Genomic DNA, 20,023 nt, shown 5'->3' with positions numbered 1-20,023 from the left:
GCGTCCTTTATTTACGCTCTACCAACCCCGGCAATTGGGCAACCATTTTGGCGGTGTTGAACGGTGCGCGAATGAAACCGCGCTGGGTGCCGTCCGGACCGATCAGCGCCAGATTGCCGCTGTGGTCAACGGTGTAGTTGGGCTTGCTGGTGTCAGCCGGAATGAACGGGATGCTCACCGCGTTCGCCAGTGTTTGCAGGTCTTCAATGGAAGCAGGCGTCAGCCCTACAAACTGCGGGTCGAAGTAGCCCAGGTATTGTTTGAGCTGCTGCGGCGTGTCGCGGTTCGGGTCGACACTGACCAGCACGATCTGCAGCTTGTCCTGCACGGCCTTGGGCAGTTCACTTTTGATCTGACGCAACTGGGCGAGGGTGGTCGGGCAGATGTCCGGGCAGAAGGTGTAGCCGAAAAACAGCATGCTCCACTTGTCTTTCAGCTCATTCATGAGTACCGGTTGACCGTCCTGGTTGGTCATCTTCACATCAGGCAAATGACGGCTTTGCGGCAGCAGGATGATCCCGGCATCGATCAGGGACGTGTTATCGCCCTGGCTTTTCCCCGACATCATTTTGTTAAACGTCAGGCCCATGACCAATGCCACCAGCGCGACGAGGATATAAACGGTTTTTTGAGTTTTAGTCATAGGTTCAACACTAAGTAATGATCGACAAGCAGCGCGATAAATAGCAGGAACAAGTAGTAAATAGAGTACTTGAAGGTGTTGATCGCGGCGTGCGGCGCAGCGCCACGGTACAGCACCCAGGCCCAACGCAGAAAGCGCGCGCCCAACCCCAGTGCACATGCCAGGTAGAGCAGGCCGCTCATGTGAATCACAAAGGGCAGCAAGCTCACTGCAAGCAGCGCGAATGTGTATAGCAGGATATGCACCTTGGTGTAGTGCTCGCCGTGGGTCACGGGCAACATCGGAATTTTCGCCTTGGCGTATTCCTCCTTGCGGTGGATTGCCAGCGCCCAAAAGTGTGGCGGGGTCCAGGCAAAGATGATCAACACCAGCAGCAACGGCTCGGCGGTGACATGCCCCGTGACCGCCACCCATCCCAGCAACGGTGGTGCGGCGCCGGCCAGCCCGCCAATTACAATATTTTGCGGCGTGGCCCGCTTCAGAAAGCCGGTATAAATAATCGCGTAGCCCAACAGCGAAGCCAGCGTCAGCCAGGCTGCCAGCGCATTGGTAAACACCAGCAGCAGCGCCAGCCCCGATACCGACAACAGCAGTGCGAATGACAACGCCGCCAGCGGTGAGACCCGGCCCTCGGCAAGCGGACGTTTGTGAGTACGGGCCATCACCGCATCGATACGCCGGTCGACCACATGATTGACCGCCGCCGCACCGCCGGCGCACAGGCCAATTCCCAGATTTCCAAATACCAGTACCGTCCAGGGCACGCCCGCACGGGTGGCCAGAAACATGCCCACCAGCGAGGTGAGCAGCATCATCACCACCACCCGGGGCTTGGTCAGTTCCAGATAATCACGCCACAGCGCCTGACGGGGCCGATCGCCAGTCAGGGCCGCCATGGCAGTTCCCCTTTAAGGGTGACAAGACCGGCCGAGGGGCGCCGAGGGCTGAATATCCAGCGGGCGAAGCGGGGGGCTTTAACCCTGACCAAAACCGTTCGGGCGTGGTAGTTGACCAGCACCAGGGTCAGCAACAATGCTGCGCCGCCGGCGTTGTGAGCCACGGCGACGGCCAGTGGCAAGCCCAACAGTACATTGCTCACCCCCAGGCTGATTTGCACCCCCAGCGCCAACAGGAGCAAGCCTGCCAGCCGCGTCATGCCGACCCTGCGCAGTTGCCAGGCAAGCCCCACTAATACCAGGGTCAGCAACACGGCACCGAATCGATGGGTCAGGTGAATTGCAGTGCGTGCGTCACTGTCCAGTTGCCCGCCCAGGTAGTTGGGGCCGATGTGCTGAGTCAAATGAAAGCCATTGGCGAAGTCGGCTTGCGGCCACCATTGACCGTGACACGTGGGAAGGTCGACACAGGCCACCGCTGCGTAGTTGGAACTGACCCAGCCCCCCAGCGCAATTTGCATGATCGCCAGCACCAGCCCGGCCGTAGCCCAACGCTGCAGGCGGCGGGGGACAGCCAGGGCTGGCAGCACGCCAGACAGACGCAAGGTCAGCAAAAACAACAGACTCAGGGTCGCAAACCCGCCCAGTAAATGCCCCGTCACCACCTGTGGCCACAACTTGAGCGTTACCGTCCACATGCCAAAGGCGGCTTGCGCGATCACCACCAACAAAATAAACAGCGGCAGTTTTAATGGCTGATCCTGCAACCGTCGCTGGCTCCAGGCGCGCGCCGCCAGCAGCACAATCAACAGCCCGAGCGTACCGGCGAAATAGCGGTGCACCATCTCGCTCCAGCCTTTGTCGGCCTGCACCGGGGCATCGGGAAAGTGCAACTCGGCATGGGCCAGTTGCGCCTCGCTTTGCGGCACGCTGATAAAGCCGTAGCAACCGGGCCAGTCCGGGCAGCCCAGCCCAGCATGGGTCAGGCGGGTATAGGCGCCGAGCAACACCACCACCAGCGCCAGCAAGGTGGCCAACAAGGCGAGACGAAATCCAGCTTTGGCCATGACATAGCCCCTATCCGATATTGGACAGCTTCAGCAAATGGCGCAGGTCGTCGAGCACGTCCTTGCCGTTGACCTGCGGGTCGTAGCTCAGCACCAGATTGCCGTGCGGGTCGATGATCCACAGTTGCGCCGCGCCATTGCCCTCAGCGCCCTGTGTATAAGTCGGCAGGTCCAGTGTGTAGCGTTGTAATTGCGGGTATTCGCTTTGCAATTTGGCGGCGTACTGCGCGTCTACCGGCTGTGCCACGGCCAACCCATGGGTCGCCCTTGACGCATCGCGGCCCAGCCCGACCTGAAGCTGACGCGCCAGATACACCAACTGCTGGCAATCTGCTGCACAGCCCTGTGGTGCCGTGACCAGCAGTTGCCAGCGCGACTCATCGGACACCACGCCAAGGGCCGCGCGGCTCTGCCCGTTACCCAGCAGTTCACCGTGGTAGCTGCGACTGTCAGGTACCCAGAATTTGAGTTTGTACATGCCCGTTGCCAGCACCATCGGGCCGACGGTGAGCAACAGAATCAGAATCAGCTGAAAGCGCCCGCGCCGCCGGGTAGCAGGGGATGAAGTGCGAGCTGTATCAGGCGGATTGATGGCCGTTCCCATGGCGTTTCTCCCGAGCGTTGTGCCAACCGAGGTACAGATAAAGACCGAGCAGGGCCAGCGCCATGGCGAACCACTGCACGGCATAGGCAGTGTGTTTTTCCGGGCCCATGCCCGTGGAAATGAGCGGCCAGTCAGCCTTATAGGCAGCCGGGCCGGGGGCAATACGAACCTCGTCGGCAAAGCCCTGGCGGCCCAGTTCCGCCCAAAGCCTGGCGGGGGCAACCGTCGTCACGAGACGCGGCCAGGGTGCGTTCTGCGGGTCGGCCTGCAATTGAAAGGTGGCGCCGGGAGACTCATAAACCCAGGCCTGGATATCCAGCGTCTGTTCGGGGGTGTCGAATACCGGTGGCATGCGCCGGCTGGGCCACGGCAGCCAGCCGCGATTGAGCAGTAACCACTGACCGCTGGCTTGATCCTGAAAAGGTTGTAGCAGCTCGACACCGACCTGGCCGTCCCGCACGCGGTTGTCCAGCAGCAGGCTGTGTTGCCCGTCTAAATGTCCGCGCAATTGCACGCGGCGGAAGGCCGGTTGATCCACATTCAACAGTTGCCCCGCGGTCAGCGGCGCGGCGACCTGACGTTCGGCGTAGCTGTCGAGCAGTACACGTTTCTGCTCGCCACGACTGAGCTGCCAAAAGCCCAAAAACACCAGCAGCGGCAGTAATGCCAACACCACCAGCGTCGGCGCGATACCGGGTAGAAAGCGGGTCATGGTTGCCGGCTCACAGCACGTACACGAACAGGAACAAACCGAGCCACACCACATCCACAAAGTGCCAGTACCAGGTCGCTGCCTGAAAGCCAAACTGGTGCTCGGCATTGAAATGCCCGCGTATCACCCGGATCAGCATCACCAGCAATATCAGGGCGCCGATGGTCACGTGGGCACCGTGAAAGCCGGTGAGCATAAAGAACGTCGCGCCATACACCCCGGAGCCCAGGGTCAGGCCCAGCTCTTTATACGCGTGGATGTACTCCTCGGCCTGAAAGCCCAAAAACCCGACCCCGAGCAAGACCGTAAGGCCCAGCCAGAACTTGAGTGCCCCGCGATGGCCTTTACTCAGCGCGTGGTGAGCGATGGTGAGAGTGATGCTGGAGCTGACCAGCAACACCGTGTTGAGCAGCGGCAAGCCCCACGGGCTGATGGTGCCTTTGGGAGGCGGATAAAGTGCAGGGTCAGGGGTGTGCAGCAGCGGCCAGGCGAATTGAAAATCGGGCCATAGCATGTGCGCCACCGCCTTGCTGCCCTCACCACCCAGCCATGGGCCGGAAAAATGGCGCACATAAAACAGCGCACCAAAAAACGCGATAAAGAACATCACCTCGGAAAAAATAAACCAGGTCATGCCCCAGCGAAACGAGCGGTCCAGTTGCGCGCTATAGAGCCCGGCGCGGCTCTCCTTGATCACTGCGCCGAACCAGCCAAACAGCATGTACGCCACGATCAGGCCGCCGATAAAGAAAATCAGCGGGCCATGGGACTCGGGCCGCGCAGCCTTGAGGTCGTTGAACCAGGTACCAAGGCCGTACACCGTGACCAGCAGGCCCACCGTGGCAATGATCGGCCACTTGCTTTGAGGCGGGACGTAGTAGCGATCGTGAGTTGCCATGGAGCGTTCTCCTTATCGGGCAAGCCGGTTGTCGTCCTTGCCGGCGTTGGCGGCGACAGGCGGATGGCGAGCAGTGATATCGAACAGCGTGTAGGCCAGCGTCAGGTGTTTCACATCCTTGGGCATGTCACGGTCGACGATAAAACGCATCGGCATCTCCAGACGCTGGCCCGGTTGCAGCACCTGTTGGGTAAAGCAAAAACATTCGGTCTTGTGGAAATACTGGGCAGCCTCGGCCGGTGAAATACTCGGCACAGCCTGCGCCGTCATCGGGTGATCGGAGGGGTTCGAGACCACAAACACCATTTCGTTGACCGCTCCGGGGTTGACCACCAGTTGATCGCCCTTGGGATAGAACTCCCACACCATGTCGATGGCATTAGTCGACAAAAACTGCACCCGCACCTGGCGACTCGGGTCGACCACTTGCTCGCCTTCGTACTGCCCGGCAGTCTTGCCGTTGATCCCGAAGGCTTTGCACATCACGTCGTAAATCGGCACCAACGCAAAACCAAAGGCAAACATCACCACCACCATCAGCAACAGGCGCAGGACCAGGCGTTTGACCGCCGTTGAGTTAGCCATAGTCGGCGTCCTTCAGGAGCGAGCTGGCTCGCGATGACATCCGCGAATGGGCCGCCTGCATCGCTGGCGCGCTCAAGCGTGCGAGGCCGCTGGATGCGATAGTCACTTGATTTCCGGCGGCGTGGTGAAGGTGTGATACGGCGCGGGCGAGGGCACGCTCCACTCCAGACCTTCGGCGCCGTCCCACGGCTTGGCGGGCGCTTTGGGGCCGCCGCGAATGCATTTGATGACAATAAACAGGAACAACAGCTGCGTAGTGCCGAACAGGAACCCGCCAATCGAGGACACCATGTTGAAATCGGCAAACTGCAGGTTGTAGTCCGGCACCCGACGCGGCATGCCGGCCAGGCCGACAAAATGCATCGGAAAAAACGTCAGGTTCATGCCCACAAACGATAGCCAGAAGTGCAGTTTTCCGAGGGTCTCGTCGTACATGTGGCCGGTCCATTTCGGCAACCAGTAATAGGTCGAGGCGAAGATTCCGAAAATCGCTCCCGGCACCAGAACGTAGTGGAAATGCGCCACCACGAAGTAGGTGTCGTGGTACTGGAAGTCCGCCGGCGCGATGGCCAGCATCAGCCCGGAGAACCCGCCGATGGTGAACAGAATCACAAAGGCCACGGCGAACAGCATTGGCGTCTCGAAGGTCAATGACCCTTGCCACATGGTACTGACCCAGTTGAACACCTTGACGCCGGTCGGCACTGCGATCAGCAGCGTGGCGTACATAAAGAACAGTTCACCGACCAGGGGGATCCCGACCACAAACATGTGGTGGGCCCAGACGATGAATGACAGGAAGGCGATGCTGGCCGTGGCGTAGACCATCGAGGTGTAGCCGAACAACGGCTTGCGCGAGAAGGTCGGAATGATCGCGCTGATGGCGCCGAAGGCCGGCAGGATCATGATGTAGACCTCGGGGTGACCGAAGAACCAGAACACATGCTGGAACAACACCGGATCACCGCCCCCCGCGGCACTGAAGAAGCTGGTGCCGAAGTGGATGTCCATCAACATCATGGTGACCACGCCTGCCAGCACGGGCATCACCGCTATCAACAGGAAGGCCGTAATCAGCCAGGTCCAGACGAACAGCGGCATCTTCATCAACGTCATGCCGGGAGCACGTAAGTTGAGGATGGTGGCGATCACGTTGATCGCGCCCATGATCGAACTGATGCCCATCAAGTGGATGGCAAAAATAAAATAAGTCACGCTTTCGGGTGCATAGGTCGTGGACAGCGGCGCGTAGAAGGTCCAGCCAAAATTAGGCCCGCCACCGGCCATGAACAGTGTCGAGATCAGCAGTGCGAAAGCGGCAGGCAGCAGCCAGAAGCTGAAGTTGTTCATCCTCGGCAAGGCCATGTCCGGGGCGCCGATCATCAGCGGGATCATCCAGTTGGCCAGCCCGACAAATGCGGGCATGACTGCACCGAACACCATGATCAGCCCGTGCATGGTGGTCATCTGGTTGAAAAAGGCGGGCGCCACGATCTGTAAACCCGGCTGGAACAGTTCGGCGCGAATCACCATGGCGAATGATCCACCGAGCAAAAACATGCAGAAGCTGAACCACAGGTACAAGGTGCCGATGTCTTTATGGTTGGTGGTCAACACCCAGCGCATCAGGCCTTTGGCCGGGCCGTGGGCGTGGTCTTGGGCAGGCCCGTGGTCATCAATAACCGCACTCATGTCCTGACTCCTGCAAACGGATGGACCAAAAAACCGGCGGCCCGCGGCCCCCTGCCATTGCGTACGCACATCCCCCGGCGGCTCATTTGCCTTGTGCCTGTTTGAGCGCCAGCACATCTTTGGGGGTGACCATGTCGCCCTTGTTGTTGCCCCAGGCGTTACGCTCGTAAGTCACCACCGCGGCTATATCCACTTCCGAGAGCTGCTTGCCGAAGGCCGCCATGGCTGTACCCGGTTTGCCGAAGAACACCCGATGCAGGTGATCGGCGACCGGACCGGTGGCAATCGGCGAGCCTTTGAGGGCAGGGAACATCGGCGGCAAGCCCTGGCCCTCAGCCTGGTGACAGGCCACACAGGTGGTGTGATAAACCTTGTCGCCACGGGCCACCAGTTCGTCCAGGGTCCAGTCTTTACTGGTCAATTCCTTGAGCTGCGCGGCCTGCGCCTTGCGATCGGCGAGCCAGGCGTCGTAGTCCACACGGGTTTTGACATCCACCACGATGGGCATAAAACCGTGGTCCTTGCCGCACAGTTCAGCGCACTGGCCGCGATAGATGCCGGGCTTCTCGATACGGGTCCAGGCTTCGTTGATAAACCCCGGAATGGCGTCGCGCTTGACCGCGAAAGCAGGCACCCACCAGGAGTGGATAACGTCAGCCGAGGTCACCAGAAAACGCACTTTGGCGCCGATCGGCAGTACCAGCGGCTCGTCGACTTCAAGCAAGTAATGTTCGCCCTTGGGGGCCTGGTTATGGATTTGCTCGGCGGGGGTGGCCAGGTTGCTGAAGAATTCGACGTCCTGTCCCAGGTATTTGTAATGCCACTTCCACTGGTAGCCAGTGACCTGGATGTCGACATCCGATTCACTGGTGTCATAGATGTTAATCAGGGTTTTGGTTGCGGGGATGGCCATCACGATGAGGATCACCAGAGGCACGACCGTCCAGAGGATTTCGACCGTGGTGCTCTCGTGGAATTTGGCGGCTTGCTGCCCGGTAGAGCGGCGGTGAACGATCATCGACCAAAACATGGCACCAAATACGATGATGCCGATCACCACACAGATCCAGAAAATGGTCATGTGCAGGTCGAAGACAGCGTGGCTGACTTCGGTCGCGCCCGGCGTCATGTTCACGGTCCAGGCAGCTTGCGCCTTGCCGAAAACCGACCACAACAGCAGGCCCATCCATAGATTTGGATGTCGCATCATTGCGGGTTCCCCTTTATTTTTCTTGTTATTGCGCCGGTATCAACCTGCGTTACAAGGGGGCGGTTTTCAAACCCTGTGAACCTGGACCGCCTAGCCTCGTCTGCTCAGGCAGTCGGGCATCATCAAATTCGGTTACAAAATCGAGTATAGACACCGGCACCAACCCCGCAATGTAAGGGGTCAAAACAGTGAAATAAGGCCACATCGACAAATGGCACTCACTGCCCGGTCACAAAATGAATAACAATACTTCCCCTGAAAAAAAGCCCTTTTAGTTTAAAGGTCTACTTTTAAAGCACTTTCCTGTCTTGCTGCCCCCCTGGAGTTCCCATGAACACCGCCGCCATCCGCGTGCAGATCTCGCGTGCCCAAGAACATGAGGCCAAAACGGGCCTGCTGGCCCAGCATCTGGCCACGCAACTGCCGCATCTTCATGCCGCCATTGAGCTCCCTGACACAGATAAAAATGCAGTGATGAGCCGCTTTGTCAGCGCCTACATTGAACAGGTGCCCGACTTGCTCGATGCCGCCAACGCAGTCGCCCAAGAGGCCGGCATCGAGTCGCAAATCAAGCCGGTACTTAAAATTGCCGAGCAATACTTTGCCCAGCCACTGCAGCTGCTCGAGGGTCATTCCGGGCTTGAAGGCCTGCTTGATGAAGCGTATCTGGCACACCGGCTGGTCGAAGAGGTCAACGATCTCTACATCAAACACTTGGGCCAGCCGTTGATCCCGCTGGACATGACCGTAGCCAACCTCATCGCCCACCAGCTGATCGGCGAGGCCTTTGCCAATCAACTGGACGAAGCCGTACACCATGCGGTCGACGAGATGCTCAACGATGAAAGCTTTGCCGTGGAATCGGTCAATGCCTACCGCGGACGTCTGACCAGCCCTGTGACGGGCGCAGCCTGGAGCCGCTGGCCTTGCCTGTCCAAGCAACTGGGCGTTGGGCTGAACGTATAGGATTGTTCTGTAGGAGCGAGCTTGCTCGCGAGCGTTTCAGTGCAGTGTCCAAGAAAGCGGACAGCTCGCTCTTGCAAGCGCTTAAAACCTGGCCTTGGGCGTAGCACTCGGAATCGGGCTGGTGCCATCCAGGGGCAGGAAGGCGCCTTTATCGGCGTCGTAGGCCTTGATCTCACTGGTTTCGATGTCGTACACCCAGCCGTGAATGAACAGATGCCCGTTGGCCATGCGCGACGCCACTGACGGGTGTGTGCGCAAGTGCTGCAACTGGGCAATTACGTTTTCTTCGGTCAGCACGTGCATGCTTTCAGCTTCGTTGGCACAGTTGCAGTTGTCCTGAACCATGGTTTTGGCCACTTCAACATGGTGCAACCAAGCTTTGACCGTAGGCATTTTTTTCAGGCTGGCGGGGTTCAGCACCGCGCGCATCGCGCCACAATCCGAATGTCCGCAAATGATGATGTGCTGCACGCCAAGTGCCAGCACCGCGTACTCGATTGCAGTCGAAACGCCGCCATTCATCTGGCCGTACGGTGGTACCACGTTGCCGACGTTACGCGTAACAAACAAATCACCCGGGGCACTTTGGGTGATCAGTTCAGGCACGATGCGCGAATCGGCACAGGCAATAAACATCGCGCGCGGGTTCTGCGCCGTGGCGAGTTTTTTGAAGAAGGCTTCCTGCTCGGGGAAGATTTCGTGATGGAAGTGCAAAAAACCATCCACGATATGGTGCAGCGCAGAGTCGGCACTTTCAGTCGCGGCCGAGGGCTGTGGTTTAGGCTTGTCAGTCATGATGAATCCCCAGGGCAAAGTGGCAACGGATATTACCTGAACTCATTTACAGCCTCTACATACCCCTGCAGGCGCGAGCGCGCCGGCTGTCACAGAAATCGTCAGGCCTCAAGCCGTGCCAGCGCCCGTGCCGCGTCATCCAGCTGCAACTCGCTGAACACCTGAACGCCTGCACCTGCCAGCAATGCGGCTGTCACGCCCTGGCCCTCAACCTTGACCCCGCTGAAGCTGCCGTCATAGGTCTGCACATTGCCGCAAGACGGGCTATTGGCCTTGAGAATGGCAATCCGGATGCCGTGCCGGTTTACCAGCGCCAGCGCCTGTTGTGCCCCGTCCATAAACGCCGCGGTCACGTCTTCACCTTCGTTGGTCATCACCGGTGCTTTGCCGTTAAGCACATCGAGCCCTTGCCCACCGGGAATTTCTGCCGGTGGACGCGGCGTAGGCAAGCCACCCGCAACTTCCGGGCACAAGGCAATGATCCGCCCTTCATCCTGCCACCGGGCCAACTGACCATACGGACCACTGGCGCCGCCGTCGTAGCGCACGCGATGGCCCAACAGACAACGACTGACCAACACCTTTTGCCTCATACAAACACCTCTGTAGCGCGACGGCGAAACCAGCCGGTCAACGACAGCCGGTCACGGGTCGCGGGCATCACTTCATGGGGGATCTCGCCCGAGAGAAATACCACCAGACAACCACCGACCGGCAGTACGTCATAGTCGACGTTATCGTCCAGGTACATGCGCAAATGCCCGCCATGTTCCGGCAGCCAGGCCTCGTTGAGGTAAACCACGGCCGAGACCATGCGCCGGTCATCATCGCGAAAGCGGTCCAGATGCTTGAGGTAGAAGGCTCCGGGCGGGTAGAGGGCAAAGTGACTTTCAAAGTCATCAAGGCCCAAAAAAAGCCTGCGATTCATGGCGATTCGCAGGCTTTCCATTAACCCCAGATAGTTGTCGCAGGCTAGAACCTCTCCCGGCTCCAGCCATTGAATATGGTCGCCGCGTATCCCCTCGCGGACCTCCTGGGCAATACCGCGCCCGACCGCCGCCGGGGTCAGTTCACCCTCGGCCGAACGTTTATGGCACTCCGCCGCCAGTTCGAGGGTCAAAGCCTCGGGCAGAAAGATATTTTGCTGTGACCACCCCTGCGCGTACAGGTCGTCGACGATGCGAAGCAACAGCGGGTGATCAGATGGTATTTGCATGCCGCGCATAATATCGACACGTCTGAAAATCCGACAGCTCCGTCTAGCTGGCGGAGTAGAAATAATTAACCGGAGCATTTAAAGCCCCCTGGAGCGAGACGAATTCTCGACAAGTCCTACGCCACACCCGGACAATAGCGCCCTGCAGACAGGAGTCCCTCATGCGCCGCTTGTTTTTACTGTTGATGATGTTTTGCACGTTACCCGCATGGGCAGATAACCTCGATGATCTGTTCACGACTGCCGGGTGGCCAGAACAGCGCGCGCATTTTGTTGATGCCCTTACTGCCGCCCAGGAACGCTATCGCAACAACCTGCCGCCTGCTGTCTATCAAGCCCTGGTCAATAACAGCAACCAGCGCTTTGCCCCCGACGCGATGGACCGGCGTGCCAAAGAGAAAATGCGCAACACCCTGCCTGACCCTGTGCCTGCACTGACATTTTTCCAGTCGCCGCTGGGCCGACGGATTGTGGCTGCAGAACTGCTGGCCACCCGCCGCGATCAGTTGGCAAAGCACGCACAAGGCTTGCCCCGGATCGAAGCCAGCGCCACTCGCCAGCTATTGATCAACCACTTGTCACGGGCACTGCCGGCCCGTGAAGCGGGCGCAGAAGTCACTCTGGCGATCGCCGGGGTTGCCGCTGACAGTTTGAGTTCGATGATTCCGGGGTTGCTCGGCGGTGGACAGGCCCAAGGCATGCTGGATGGCCAGCGCCAGCGCTTGATGGAGCAAATTGCGGGTGAGCTGGATAACACGTTGCTCTACGTGTATCGCGACCTGTCTGACCCGGAACTGGAAGAGTTCGTCACCTTCGCCGAATCGCCTGACGGCAAAGCCTATTACCTGGCGGCACTGGCGGCGATCCGCGCCGGGCTGGCAGTAGGCCAAAGCACCTCCAGCCTGGCGCAATAACCAACGCCCCGCAGGAGCGAGCTTGCTGGCGAGCTCTTAAATACGGTGTACCGGATAGAAAACTGCTCGCTCCTACAGATGTTTATTCAGAAACGCGAAATAGCGCTCGCGAATCTCGGCCGTTTCATTCGCCAGATGGTGCCGGGCTTCTGGCAGCAACAACACCTTTGGCTGATCGAATTTAGTCTTCAGTACCTCAAGGTTGTATTGCCAATCCACCGTCTTGTCGGCTTCGCCCTGAATCACCAGAGGCCGGCGCGAGCAGGGTGTTGCACGCTCAATACGCGGGATCCAGCGCGCCAGCGCACCCACCCATGCTGTTGGCAGACGCACCGGCTGCAGCGGATCGGCCTGCAGGAACGGTAAGAATTGCGGATCGTTGGAGTTCTCGCTGAAACGCCGGGCGATGCCTTTGACGAACCCCCTGAGCAGGTAATAGCTGAACTTCGACCAACGCCAGTCCTTGGGCCTGATCAATGGCGCAAGCAGAATTACCCGTCCTTGTGCCGGGCTTTGATCGCCCTGACGCAGCGCATGATCAAGCACAATCGCGCCTCCGGTACTTTGCCCGCACAGGTGCCAGGGTTGCGGCAGTGCCAGGGATTGGGCCTCGATAAACAGCCCTTGCAGCACCGCCTGGTACTGCGCGAAATCGTCAATGCTGGCCCGCGCGCCACTCGAAAGCCCGTGCCCGGGCAAGTCGCAGGCAATGACCACGAAACCTCGATTCAACCCCCACTCAATGACGTGCCGATACAAGCCCATGTGATCGTAAAAACCATGGATGACGAAGAGCGTCGCCACCGGGGTGGACTCTGGCCACCAGACCTGGCTGACCAGGTCGTAGCCGCCGGCACTGAAGCGCCCCAATTGTCGGCGCACCGGCACTTCCCGCTGCGGGAAATCCAGCCCGTAGAAATGTTGGTACGCCAGCCCCTCCCGCGACAATGGCTGGCCGTCGTGCAGAGGCTGCAAGCTGGCGCGCAAGGAATCGGGAGCAAACGGGGCAGGCATAAGAGTTTCCAGACAGGGCGCATGTGCGCAAAACAGGCTTTATAGACCGGAATATTCATCTGTCAGTTCAAGCATGGCAAGCTACGCGGCCTTCGAGGACCTATTTGCATGCCTGTGCCCACTTTAAAAACCCTGCTTGCCTGCCTGCTGACGCTGATATGTGCCGTGGGTTTATGGCTGGCCTACGACTGGTTTCAGGGTCGCTACATTCGCGCCTTCAGCGACCGCACCGCACTGTTCGCCGGGGACGTGCTGAGCCTGCCGGCCGAGCTTTCAGGCCCGGGACCGATTCGCGTGGTGCATTTTTGGGACCCGGCCTGCCCGTGCAATGTCGGCAACCAGCAGCACCTGCGCGAACTGCTGGCGCATTATGTACCGCTGGGCGTTGCGTTCTACTCCGTGCAAAAGCCCGGCACCCACGGCCAGTTGCCCGCCACCCTTGGCGCGATAAAGCCATTGCCCAACCTGCCAGGCGCCGAGCACCTGAGCGCCAGCCCGGCTGTGGCCATCTGGGACCGCAGCGGCCAGCTGGCCTACTTTGGCCCCTACAGTGAAGGCGCCACTTGTAATGCCAGCAACAGTTTTATCGAGCCCATCCTGCAGGCATTGAGCGAAGGCCGCCCGGTAAAAGCCACCCACACCATGGCCGTTGGCTGCTATTGCCCATGGCAGGATGCTGGCGCTTCACACTAAGCGCTTCGGTGCAGAAAAATTACAAGGAGTTGCACCATGAAACGCAGCCTGACCGTAACCGCCCTCGTTATTGCCGCCATCGCGGGCGGGGGTATCTGGTATGTGCAAAGCAAGTTGCCCATGCGCCAGGGGCAGGTCGGGCTGAACACACTGCAAGGCCCGGTCACGGTGCGTTATGACGAGCGCGGGGTGCCGCATATCCGCGCAGGCAACCAGACCGACATGTACCGCGCCCTCGGCTATGTGCAGGCGCAAGACCGTCTGTTTCAGATGGAAATAATGCGCCGCCTGGCCCGTGGGGAACTGGCCGAGGTACTCGGGCCCAAACTGGTCGATACCGACAAGTTGTTCCGCAGCCTGCGCATTCGCGAACGTGCCGCCAGCTATGTCGCCGAACTGGATCATCAGTCGCCTTCCTGGCTGGCGCTGCAAGCCTATCTGGACGGGATCAACCAGTACCAGGCCACCCATGCCAGACCGGTGGAGTTTGACGTGCTGGGCATCACCCCGAGGCCATTCACCGCTGAAGACACGATCAGCGTCGCCGGTTACATGGCCTACAGCTTTGCAGCCGCCTTTCGCACAGAGCCATTGCTGACCTACGTCCGTGACCAGTTGGGCAGCGGCTACCTGCAAGTCTTCGATCTCGACTGGCAGCCCCGGGGCGTATTGGCCCCGGCACTCTCGAACAACGACTGGAAAAACCTCGGCTCCCTCGCCCAACTGAGCGATCAGGCCTTGAGTCAGGCCGGCCTGCCACAGTTTGAGGGCAGCAATGCCTGGGTCGTGTCGGGCAAGCGCACCGAAAGTGGCAAGCCGCTGCTGGCAGGCGACCCGCACATTCGCTTCTCGACCCCATCGGTGTGGTACGAGGCGCAACTCTCGGCACCCGATTTTGAGCTCTACGGCTACCATCAGGCGCTGGTACCGTTCGCCTTCCTGGGCAACAACCGCGACTTTGGCTGGAGCCTGACCATGTTCCAGAACGATGATCTGGACCTGATTGCCGAGAAGACCAATCCCGACAACCCGAATCAGGTGTGGTACCACGGTCAGTGGGTCGACATGAGCAGCAGCGAACAGCAAATAGCGGTCAAAGGCCAGCCACCGGTGACGCTCACCCTGCGCCAGTCACCCCATGGCCCGATCATCAACGATGTACTCGGGTCTGCGGCCGGCAGCACGCCGGTCGCGATGTGGTGGGGCTTTCTGGAAACCCGGGATCCGATCCTCGAAGGCTTTTACCAACTCAACCGCGCCGACACGTTGAGCAAGGCACGCACGGCCGCCACCTACATTCACGCGCCGGGCCTGAATCTGGTGTGGGCAAACGCCAAGGGCGACATCGGCTGGTGGGCCGCGGCGCAATTGCCCAAACGCCCGGCCGGGGTCAATCCGGCTTTTATTCTGGATGGCAGTACCCGTCAGGCTGACAAAGACGGTTTCTACCCGTTCAGCGCAAACCCCCAGGAAGAGAACCCGGCGCGGGGCTATATCGTGTCGGCCAACTTCCAGCCGGTGTCGCCTGCCGGCATTGAGATACCCGGTTACTACAACCTGGCGGATCGCGGCCAGCAGCTCAATCGCCAGCTCAGTGACCCCGGCGTGAAGTGGAACCTGAAAAACAGCCAGGCGCTGCAACTGGGTACACGCACCGACTACGCCCAGCGTGTGCTCAAGCCGCTATTACCGGTGTTGCGTGAAGTGGTCAGCGATCCGGCCGAACGCCAGCTGATAGAACAACTGGCGCAATGGCAGGGCGATTACCCGCTGGATTCAACGGCCGCCACGTTGTTCAGCCAGTTCCTGTTCAGCCTGGCTGACGCCGCGATGCATGATGAATTGGGCGATGCTTTTTTTGACACCTTGCTGACCACCCGGGTGATCGACGACGCCTTGCCACGCCTCGCTGCAAGCCCGGACTCGCCGTGGTGGGACAACCGCAATACGGCGCAAAAAGAGACCCGGGCCGACACGGTCAAAGTCGCCTGGCAAACCAGCATCGCGCAGTTGAAAGCCACCCTGGGTGATGACCCGGCGCAATGGCGCTGGGGCAAGGCGCATACCCTGACTCACGACCACCCGCTGGGACGACAGAAACCGCTGGACTGGCTGTTTAACGTCGGCCCCTTCGAGGCCCCCGGCAGCCATGAAGTGCCAAACAATCTCAGCGCCAAACTCGGCCCCGCCCCCTGGGCAGTGACCTACGGTCCGTCGACCAGACGCCTGATCGACTTTGCCGATCCGTCCCACAGCCTGACCATCAACCCGGTGGGCCAAAGCGGCGTGCCCTTCGACAGACACTACAGCGACCAGGCCCAGTCCTACATCGAAGGCGACTACAGCATCCCGCATCTCGACGAGACGGAAATCCAGCTCAATACCCGCAGCCTCTTGCGCCTGGTGCCCAACCAACCGTAGGAGCGGGCTTGCTCGCGAGCTGTCTGTTGAATTGAAAAGCTCGCGAGCAAGCTCGCTCCTACAGGGGCCGTTTATTCATCCCAATGCGTAATTCAGGACGATGCCTACAAAGATTGCCAACCCGGCCCAGTGGTTGTGCAGGAAGGCTTTGAAACAGCGCTGCGGGTCGCGGTCGCGGGTATACCAGAACTCCCACACGAAGCACCCGGCCGCGACTAGCAGGCCGAGGTGGAACCAGCCGCCCAGTTCGAAGTGCGTACCTGCCAGCAGCAGGCAGCCAAGCGCCAGGCCTTGCAGGGTAAGGATGATCATGCGGTCAGCATCGCCAAACAGAATGGCGGTGGATTTGACTCCGATTTTCAAATCATCTTCGCGGTCGGTCATGGCGTAGTAGGTGTCGTAGCCCACGGTCCACAGCAGGTTGGCGATGTACAGCAACCAGGCAGCGGCAGGCAGGCTGCCGGTCTCGGCGGTGAATGCCATGGGCATGCCCCATGAGAACGCCGCCCCCAGTACCACTTGCGGGTAGTAGGTGTAGCGCTTCATGAACGGGTAGCTTGCAGCCAGCGCCAGGCCGCCGAATGACAGCCAGATGGTCGGCGCATTAGTGCACAGCACCAGCAGGAAACTGATCCCCATCAGCAGCGCAAAAAACACCAATGCCTCTTTGCTGCTGATTTTTCCACTGACCAATGGCCGCTGTTCTGTACGTTTGACGTGGCCATCAACTTTGCGATCGGCAAAGTCGTTAATGACACAACCGCCGGCACGGGTCAGGATTACCCCGAAGACAAAGATCAGCAGGTTGCTCAGCGAAGGCACGCCCTTGGCGGCAACCCACAGCGCCCACAGCGTGGGCCAAAGCAGCAGGTAAATGCCGATGGGCTTGTCCATGCGGGTCAGCTGGATGAAGTCCCAGGCGCGAGGGTTCAGGCGATTGAGTGACTTGAGCAGGCGCACGTACATTCAGTTGTTCTCCGGCCGGGCACTCAGGGCGGCCCACAGTTTTGGTAAAAACACCTCGGCCACCAGCACGCTCAATGCTCCGCGTACAAAGCGCGAACGGCGGCCCCACAGCAGATCTGCCTGATCGGCAGCAGGCAACCAGGCACGCGGGTAGTGGCACACTTGCAAAGCACCGCGCTCAAAAGCCTGATCACAAAACAGCAGTTCACCCAGTGACCGGGTGCCCAGCTCGTCCATATTCAATGCACCATCTTCCAGAGCGCTTTTAGCCGCCACGCTGCGGGCAAACACCCACGGCTGCTGCTGACCGTGCAAATACACTTCACGCACCCAGCCCTCGCTGCCTTCGGGCAGGCTCAGGGCCGCACACTCATCCGGGCGCAAGGCCTGCCAGCCCTCAAAAAGCGGCAGCACGCTAAAGGCTCCACGGGAAAGCGCAGTCAGGCGACGGGTCAAGGAGCCTTGATCGAACAGCCAGTCGAGGACTTGTTCATCAGGCAATGCAGGAAGCTGGTCTTTTTCAAGCCAGACAGGGGAGATCAGCGGGTAAGTTAAGTGCGGCACAGTGGGTCATAATTGGCAGCCATTGAGGCCGGCGAGCTTATCACGCGGATCTTTGATTGAGCGGCCGGGGATTTTTTGGCAGTAATCGTGCTTGCATCTATCGATAGGCATCAGTACAAAACGCCCTGAATTGACGAGTGACCTGGCTGATCTGAAAAAGCCTGTGGCCTCCTATTAGCCTGAACTTGAGGAAATACCCCATGAAAAAGTGGCAATGCATCGTATGTGGACTGATTTATAACGAAGCCGACGGCTGGCCGGATGACGGCATTGCCCCCGGTACGCTGTGGCAAGACGTACCTGAAGACTGGCTGTGCCCGGACTGCGGCGTTGGCAAGATGGATTTCGAGATGATCGAAATCAACTGATCTACCCCCTTAAAACTGACTCACACCCATGGAGATTGGAATGAACGCACCTGTCGTGATCGTTGGTACCGGCCTGGCCGGCTACAATCTGGCCCGGGAATTTCGCAAGCTGGACAGCGAAACCCCGCTGCTGCTGATCACGGCTGATGACGGCCGCTCCTACTCCAAGCCGATGCTGTCCACCGGCTTTGGCAAGAATAAAGAAGCTGACGGCCTGAGCATGGCGATGCCCGGCGCCATGGCGCAACAGCTCAACGCCCAGATACGGACCCACACCCGCATCAGCGGGATCGATCCGGGTCACAAGCAGCTGTGGATCGGCGAAGAAGCCGTTCCCTATCGCGACCTGATTCTGGCGTGGGGCGCGCAAACGGTGCAGGTGCCGGTAGAAGGTGATGCCCAGGACGCGATCTACCCGATCAACGACCTTGAAGACTACGCCCGCTTTCGCGCCGCCGCCGCAGGCAAGCGCCGGGTATTGATTCTGGGCGCAGGCCTGATCGGCTGTGAGTTTGCCAATGACTTGATCGCAGGCGGTTATGAAGTTGATCTGGTCGCACCCTGCGAGCAGGTCATGCCAACCCTGTTGCATCCCGCCGCCGCTGCAGCGGTCAAGGCCGGCCTTGAGAGCCTGGGCGCGCGCTTGCACCTGGGCCCGGTACTGACCCGCCTGCAACGCACTGAAGATGGGCTCCAGGCGCATTTGTCGGATGCCAGCGTGATCGACTGCGATGTCGTAGTGTCAGCCATTGGTTTGCGCCCGCGCATCGATATGGCCGCTGCCGCGGGGATTCGGGTCAATCGGGGAATCGAGGTCAATCGCCAGCTCAAAACCTCCCATGACAACATCTATGCCCTGGGCGACTGTGCCGAGGTCGATGGCTTGAGCCTGTTGTATGTCATGCCGCTGATGAGCTGTGCCCGGGCCCTGGCGCAAACCCTGGCAGGCAACCCCACGGCCGTCAGCTACGGTGCGATGCCGATTACCGTCAAAACCCCGGTTTGCCCGCTTGTAGTGTCCCCCGTGCCGCGTGGGCATGAAGGCGTGTGGACCGTGGAGGGTCAAGGCGCCGATATCAAGGCATTGTGCAGGGACAGTGAAGGCAAATTGCTCGGTTATGCCCTGACAGGTGAGGCGGTTCGCGAAAAACTGGCGCTGAACAAAGAGCTGCCTGCACTTTTGGCGTAAATGCAGCCCACTCTGTCGCTTATACCACCACCTTGAGACAACAAAGCCGGCGCAGAGGCTGGCGTCGGCCTTGGCCGCGTGCCATCCTCACATCGGTCTGCCGCAGAGTAGAGCCTGCGGCGCCTTGGCGCTGCTCCAGAGAGAGCAGCACGGACATAACAACAAAAAACCGTCAAAGAGGCTTCATCATGCGTAAACCAGATCTCGCCAACGCTATCGCTGAAAAGGCTGACCTCACCAAAGAGCAAGCCAGCCGCGTCCTAAACGCAGTGCTTGAAGAAATCACCAATGCCCTGCATCGCAAAGACAGCGTAACGCTGGTCGGCTTCGGCACCTTTATTCAGCGCCATCGTGGTGCTCGCACCGGACAGAACCCGCAAACCGGCGAGCCGGTAAAAATCAAGGCCAGCAACACCGTAGCCTTCAAGCCGGGCAAATTCTTGAAAGACAGCGTCAATCCATAAGTCTGGAATGGGCCGCTGCTCGCAACGGCCTTAAGAATGGGCAGGCTGGCTCGGCTAGCGGCCCGTTCTTGACACCCGACCACACAATCGTGCGGCCATAAGCGGCAAAACCCCCACCATCTACGCCAATCCATGCTCATATATGG

At 59.7% G+C, this 20,023-nt stretch carries 22 protein-coding genes; 7 read left to right on the top strand and 15 right to left on the bottom strand.

Annotated features, from left to right (window positions below; genetic code table 11):
* Positions 1-7: 7 nt before the first annotated feature.
* The 9 genes from AOC04_RS20890 to coxB all read right to left on the bottom strand — a co-directional run bounded on the left by AOC04_RS20890 (position 8) and on the right by coxB (position 8,307).
* Positions 8-643, bottom strand: a complete 636-nt coding sequence (locus tag AOC04_RS20890) for an SCO family protein (RefSeq protein ID WP_060696454.1) — start codon at positions 641-643, stop codon at positions 8-10.
* Entirely contained in the window at positions 640-1,539 is a 900-nt protein-coding gene (gene cyoE, locus AOC04_RS20885) for a heme o synthase (protein WP_060696453.1), read from the bottom strand. Before cyoE ends, AOC04_RS20890 begins: the two co-directional genes overlap by 4 nt.
* Positions 1,527-2,606, bottom strand: a complete 1,080-nt coding sequence (locus tag AOC04_RS20880) for a COX15/CtaA family protein (protein WP_060696452.1) — start codon at positions 2,604-2,606, stop codon at positions 1,527-1,529. The genes cyoE and AOC04_RS20880 overlap by 13 nt, the downstream gene beginning before the upstream one ends.
* Positions 2,607-2,616: 10 nt before the next feature.
* A complete protein-coding gene (locus AOC04_RS20875) occupies positions 2,617-3,210 on the bottom strand; it encodes a hypothetical protein (protein ID WP_060696451.1) in 594 nt (197 codons plus the stop codon).
* Positions 3,185-3,922, bottom strand: coding sequence for an SURF1 family protein (locus tag AOC04_RS20870; protein ID WP_060696450.1), 738 nt, complete (start codon positions 3,920-3,922; stop codon positions 3,185-3,187). Before AOC04_RS20870 ends, AOC04_RS20875 begins: the two co-directional genes overlap by 26 nt.
* A 10-nt stretch (positions 3,923-3,932) precedes the next feature.
* Positions 3,933-4,820, bottom strand: coding sequence for a cytochrome c oxidase subunit 3 (locus AOC04_RS20865; RefSeq protein ID WP_060696449.1), 888 nt, complete (start codon positions 4,818-4,820; stop codon positions 3,933-3,935).
* Between the two features lie 12 nt (positions 4,821-4,832).
* A complete protein-coding gene (locus AOC04_RS20860; protein ID WP_060696448.1) occupies positions 4,833-5,405 on the bottom strand; it encodes a cytochrome c oxidase assembly protein in 573 nt (190 codons plus the stop codon).
* Positions 5,406-5,507: 102 nt separating this feature from the next.
* The gene (gene ctaD / locus AOC04_RS20855; protein ID WP_060696447.1) at positions 5,508-7,097 is read right to left on the bottom strand and encodes a cytochrome c oxidase subunit I; all 1,590 of its coding nucleotides are present in this window, start codon (positions 7,095-7,097) and stop codon (positions 5,508-5,510) included.
* Between the two features lie 82 nt (positions 7,098-7,179).
* Complete coding sequence (coxB, locus tag AOC04_RS20850) at positions 7,180-8,307, bottom strand: cytochrome c oxidase subunit II (RefSeq protein ID WP_060696446.1); 1,128 nt, start codon at positions 8,305-8,307, stop codon at positions 7,180-7,182.
* Between the two features lie 330 nt (positions 8,308-8,637).
* Here coxB and AOC04_RS20845 point away from each other — a divergent pair, with 330 nt between their 5' ends.
* Positions 8,638-9,273: a hypothetical protein gene (locus AOC04_RS20845; RefSeq protein WP_060696445.1), complete on the top strand. Its 636-nt coding sequence runs from the start codon at positions 8,638-8,640 to the stop codon at positions 9,271-9,273.
* Between the two features lie 81 nt (positions 9,274-9,354).
* Here AOC04_RS20845 and AOC04_RS20840 read toward each other — a convergent pair whose 3' ends face one another.
* From AOC04_RS20840 to AOC04_RS20830, 3 genes are all read right to left on the bottom strand, one after another.
* Positions 9,355-10,068 (bottom strand): carbonic anhydrase, encoded by a 714-nt coding sequence (locus AOC04_RS20840; RefSeq protein WP_060696444.1) that lies wholly within the window; start codon positions 10,066-10,068, stop codon positions 9,355-9,357.
* 101 nt (positions 10,069-10,169) lie between these two features.
* Entirely contained in the window at positions 10,170-10,661 is a 492-nt protein-coding gene (locus tag AOC04_RS20835) for a 2-thiouracil desulfurase family protein (RefSeq protein WP_060696443.1), read from the bottom strand.
* Complete coding sequence (locus AOC04_RS20830; protein WP_060696442.1) at positions 10,658-11,293, bottom strand: 2OG-Fe(II) oxygenase; 636 nt, start codon at positions 11,291-11,293, stop codon at positions 10,658-10,660. Before AOC04_RS20830 ends, AOC04_RS20835 begins: the two co-directional genes overlap by 4 nt.
* Before the next feature lie 152 nt (positions 11,294-11,445).
* Here AOC04_RS20830 and AOC04_RS20825 point away from each other — a divergent pair, with 152 nt between their 5' ends.
* A complete protein-coding gene (locus tag AOC04_RS20825) occupies positions 11,446-12,198 on the top strand; it encodes a DUF2059 domain-containing protein (RefSeq protein WP_060696441.1) in 753 nt (250 codons plus the stop codon).
* A gap of 72 nt (positions 12,199-12,270) precedes the next feature.
* Here AOC04_RS20825 and bipL read toward each other — a convergent pair whose 3' ends face one another.
* A complete protein-coding gene (bipL, locus tag AOC04_RS20820) occupies positions 12,271-13,212 on the bottom strand; it encodes a phospholipase BipL (RefSeq protein WP_060696440.1) in 942 nt (313 codons plus the stop codon).
* A 108-nt stretch (positions 13,213-13,320) separates the two neighbouring features.
* Between bipL and AOC04_RS20815 the strand changes: the two genes are divergently transcribed.
* Positions 13,321-13,905: a DUF6436 domain-containing protein gene (locus AOC04_RS20815; protein ID WP_060696439.1), complete on the top strand. Its 585-nt coding sequence runs from the start codon at positions 13,321-13,323 to the stop codon at positions 13,903-13,905.
* A gap of 36 nt (positions 13,906-13,941) precedes the next feature.
* Positions 13,942-16,326 carry a penicillin acylase family protein gene (locus AOC04_RS20810; protein WP_060696438.1) on the top strand — a complete coding sequence of 795 codons (2,385 nt, stop codon included), beginning with the start codon at positions 13,942-13,944 and terminating at the stop codon, positions 16,324-16,326.
* A gap of 75 nt (positions 16,327-16,401) precedes the next feature.
* On the opposite strand, the gene ubiA is transcribed toward AOC04_RS20810, so the two are convergent.
* Together ubiA and AOC04_RS20800 are read right to left on the bottom strand one after the other, a co-directional pair.
* Positions 16,402-17,292, bottom strand: coding sequence for a 4-hydroxybenzoate octaprenyltransferase (gene ubiA / locus AOC04_RS20805; protein ID WP_060696437.1), 891 nt, complete (start codon positions 17,290-17,292; stop codon positions 16,402-16,404).
* Entirely contained in the window at positions 17,293-17,856 is a 564-nt protein-coding gene (locus tag AOC04_RS20800; protein ID WP_060696436.1) for a chorismate--pyruvate lyase family protein, read from the bottom strand.
* 200 nt (positions 17,857-18,056) lie between these two features.
* Here AOC04_RS20800 and AOC04_RS20795 point away from each other — a divergent pair, with 200 nt between their 5' ends.
* The 3 genes from AOC04_RS20795 (at position 18,057) to AOC04_RS20785 (ending at position 19,877) form a co-directional block, all read left to right on the top strand.
* Positions 18,057-18,224: a rubredoxin gene (locus tag AOC04_RS20795; protein WP_003437744.1), complete on the top strand. Its 168-nt coding sequence runs from the start codon at positions 18,057-18,059 to the stop codon at positions 18,222-18,224.
* Between the two features lie 40 nt (positions 18,225-18,264).
* Positions 18,265-19,413, top strand: a complete 1,149-nt coding sequence (locus tag AOC04_RS20790; RefSeq protein WP_060696435.1) for an NAD(P)/FAD-dependent oxidoreductase — start codon at positions 18,265-18,267, stop codon at positions 19,411-19,413.
* A gap of 188 nt (positions 19,414-19,601) precedes the next feature.
* Positions 19,602-19,877, top strand: coding sequence for an HU family DNA-binding protein (locus AOC04_RS20785; protein WP_019410306.1), 276 nt, complete (start codon positions 19,602-19,604; stop codon positions 19,875-19,877).
* Positions 19,878-20,023 lie beyond the last annotated feature (146 nt).

Source organism: Pseudomonas versuta, assembly GCF_001294575.1.
GTDB lineage: Bacteria > Pseudomonadota > Gammaproteobacteria > Pseudomonadales > Pseudomonadaceae > Aquipseudomonas > Aquipseudomonas versuta.
Note: the sequence above shows the minus strand (reverse complement) of the source record. Positions and strands in the feature narration are given on the sequence as shown.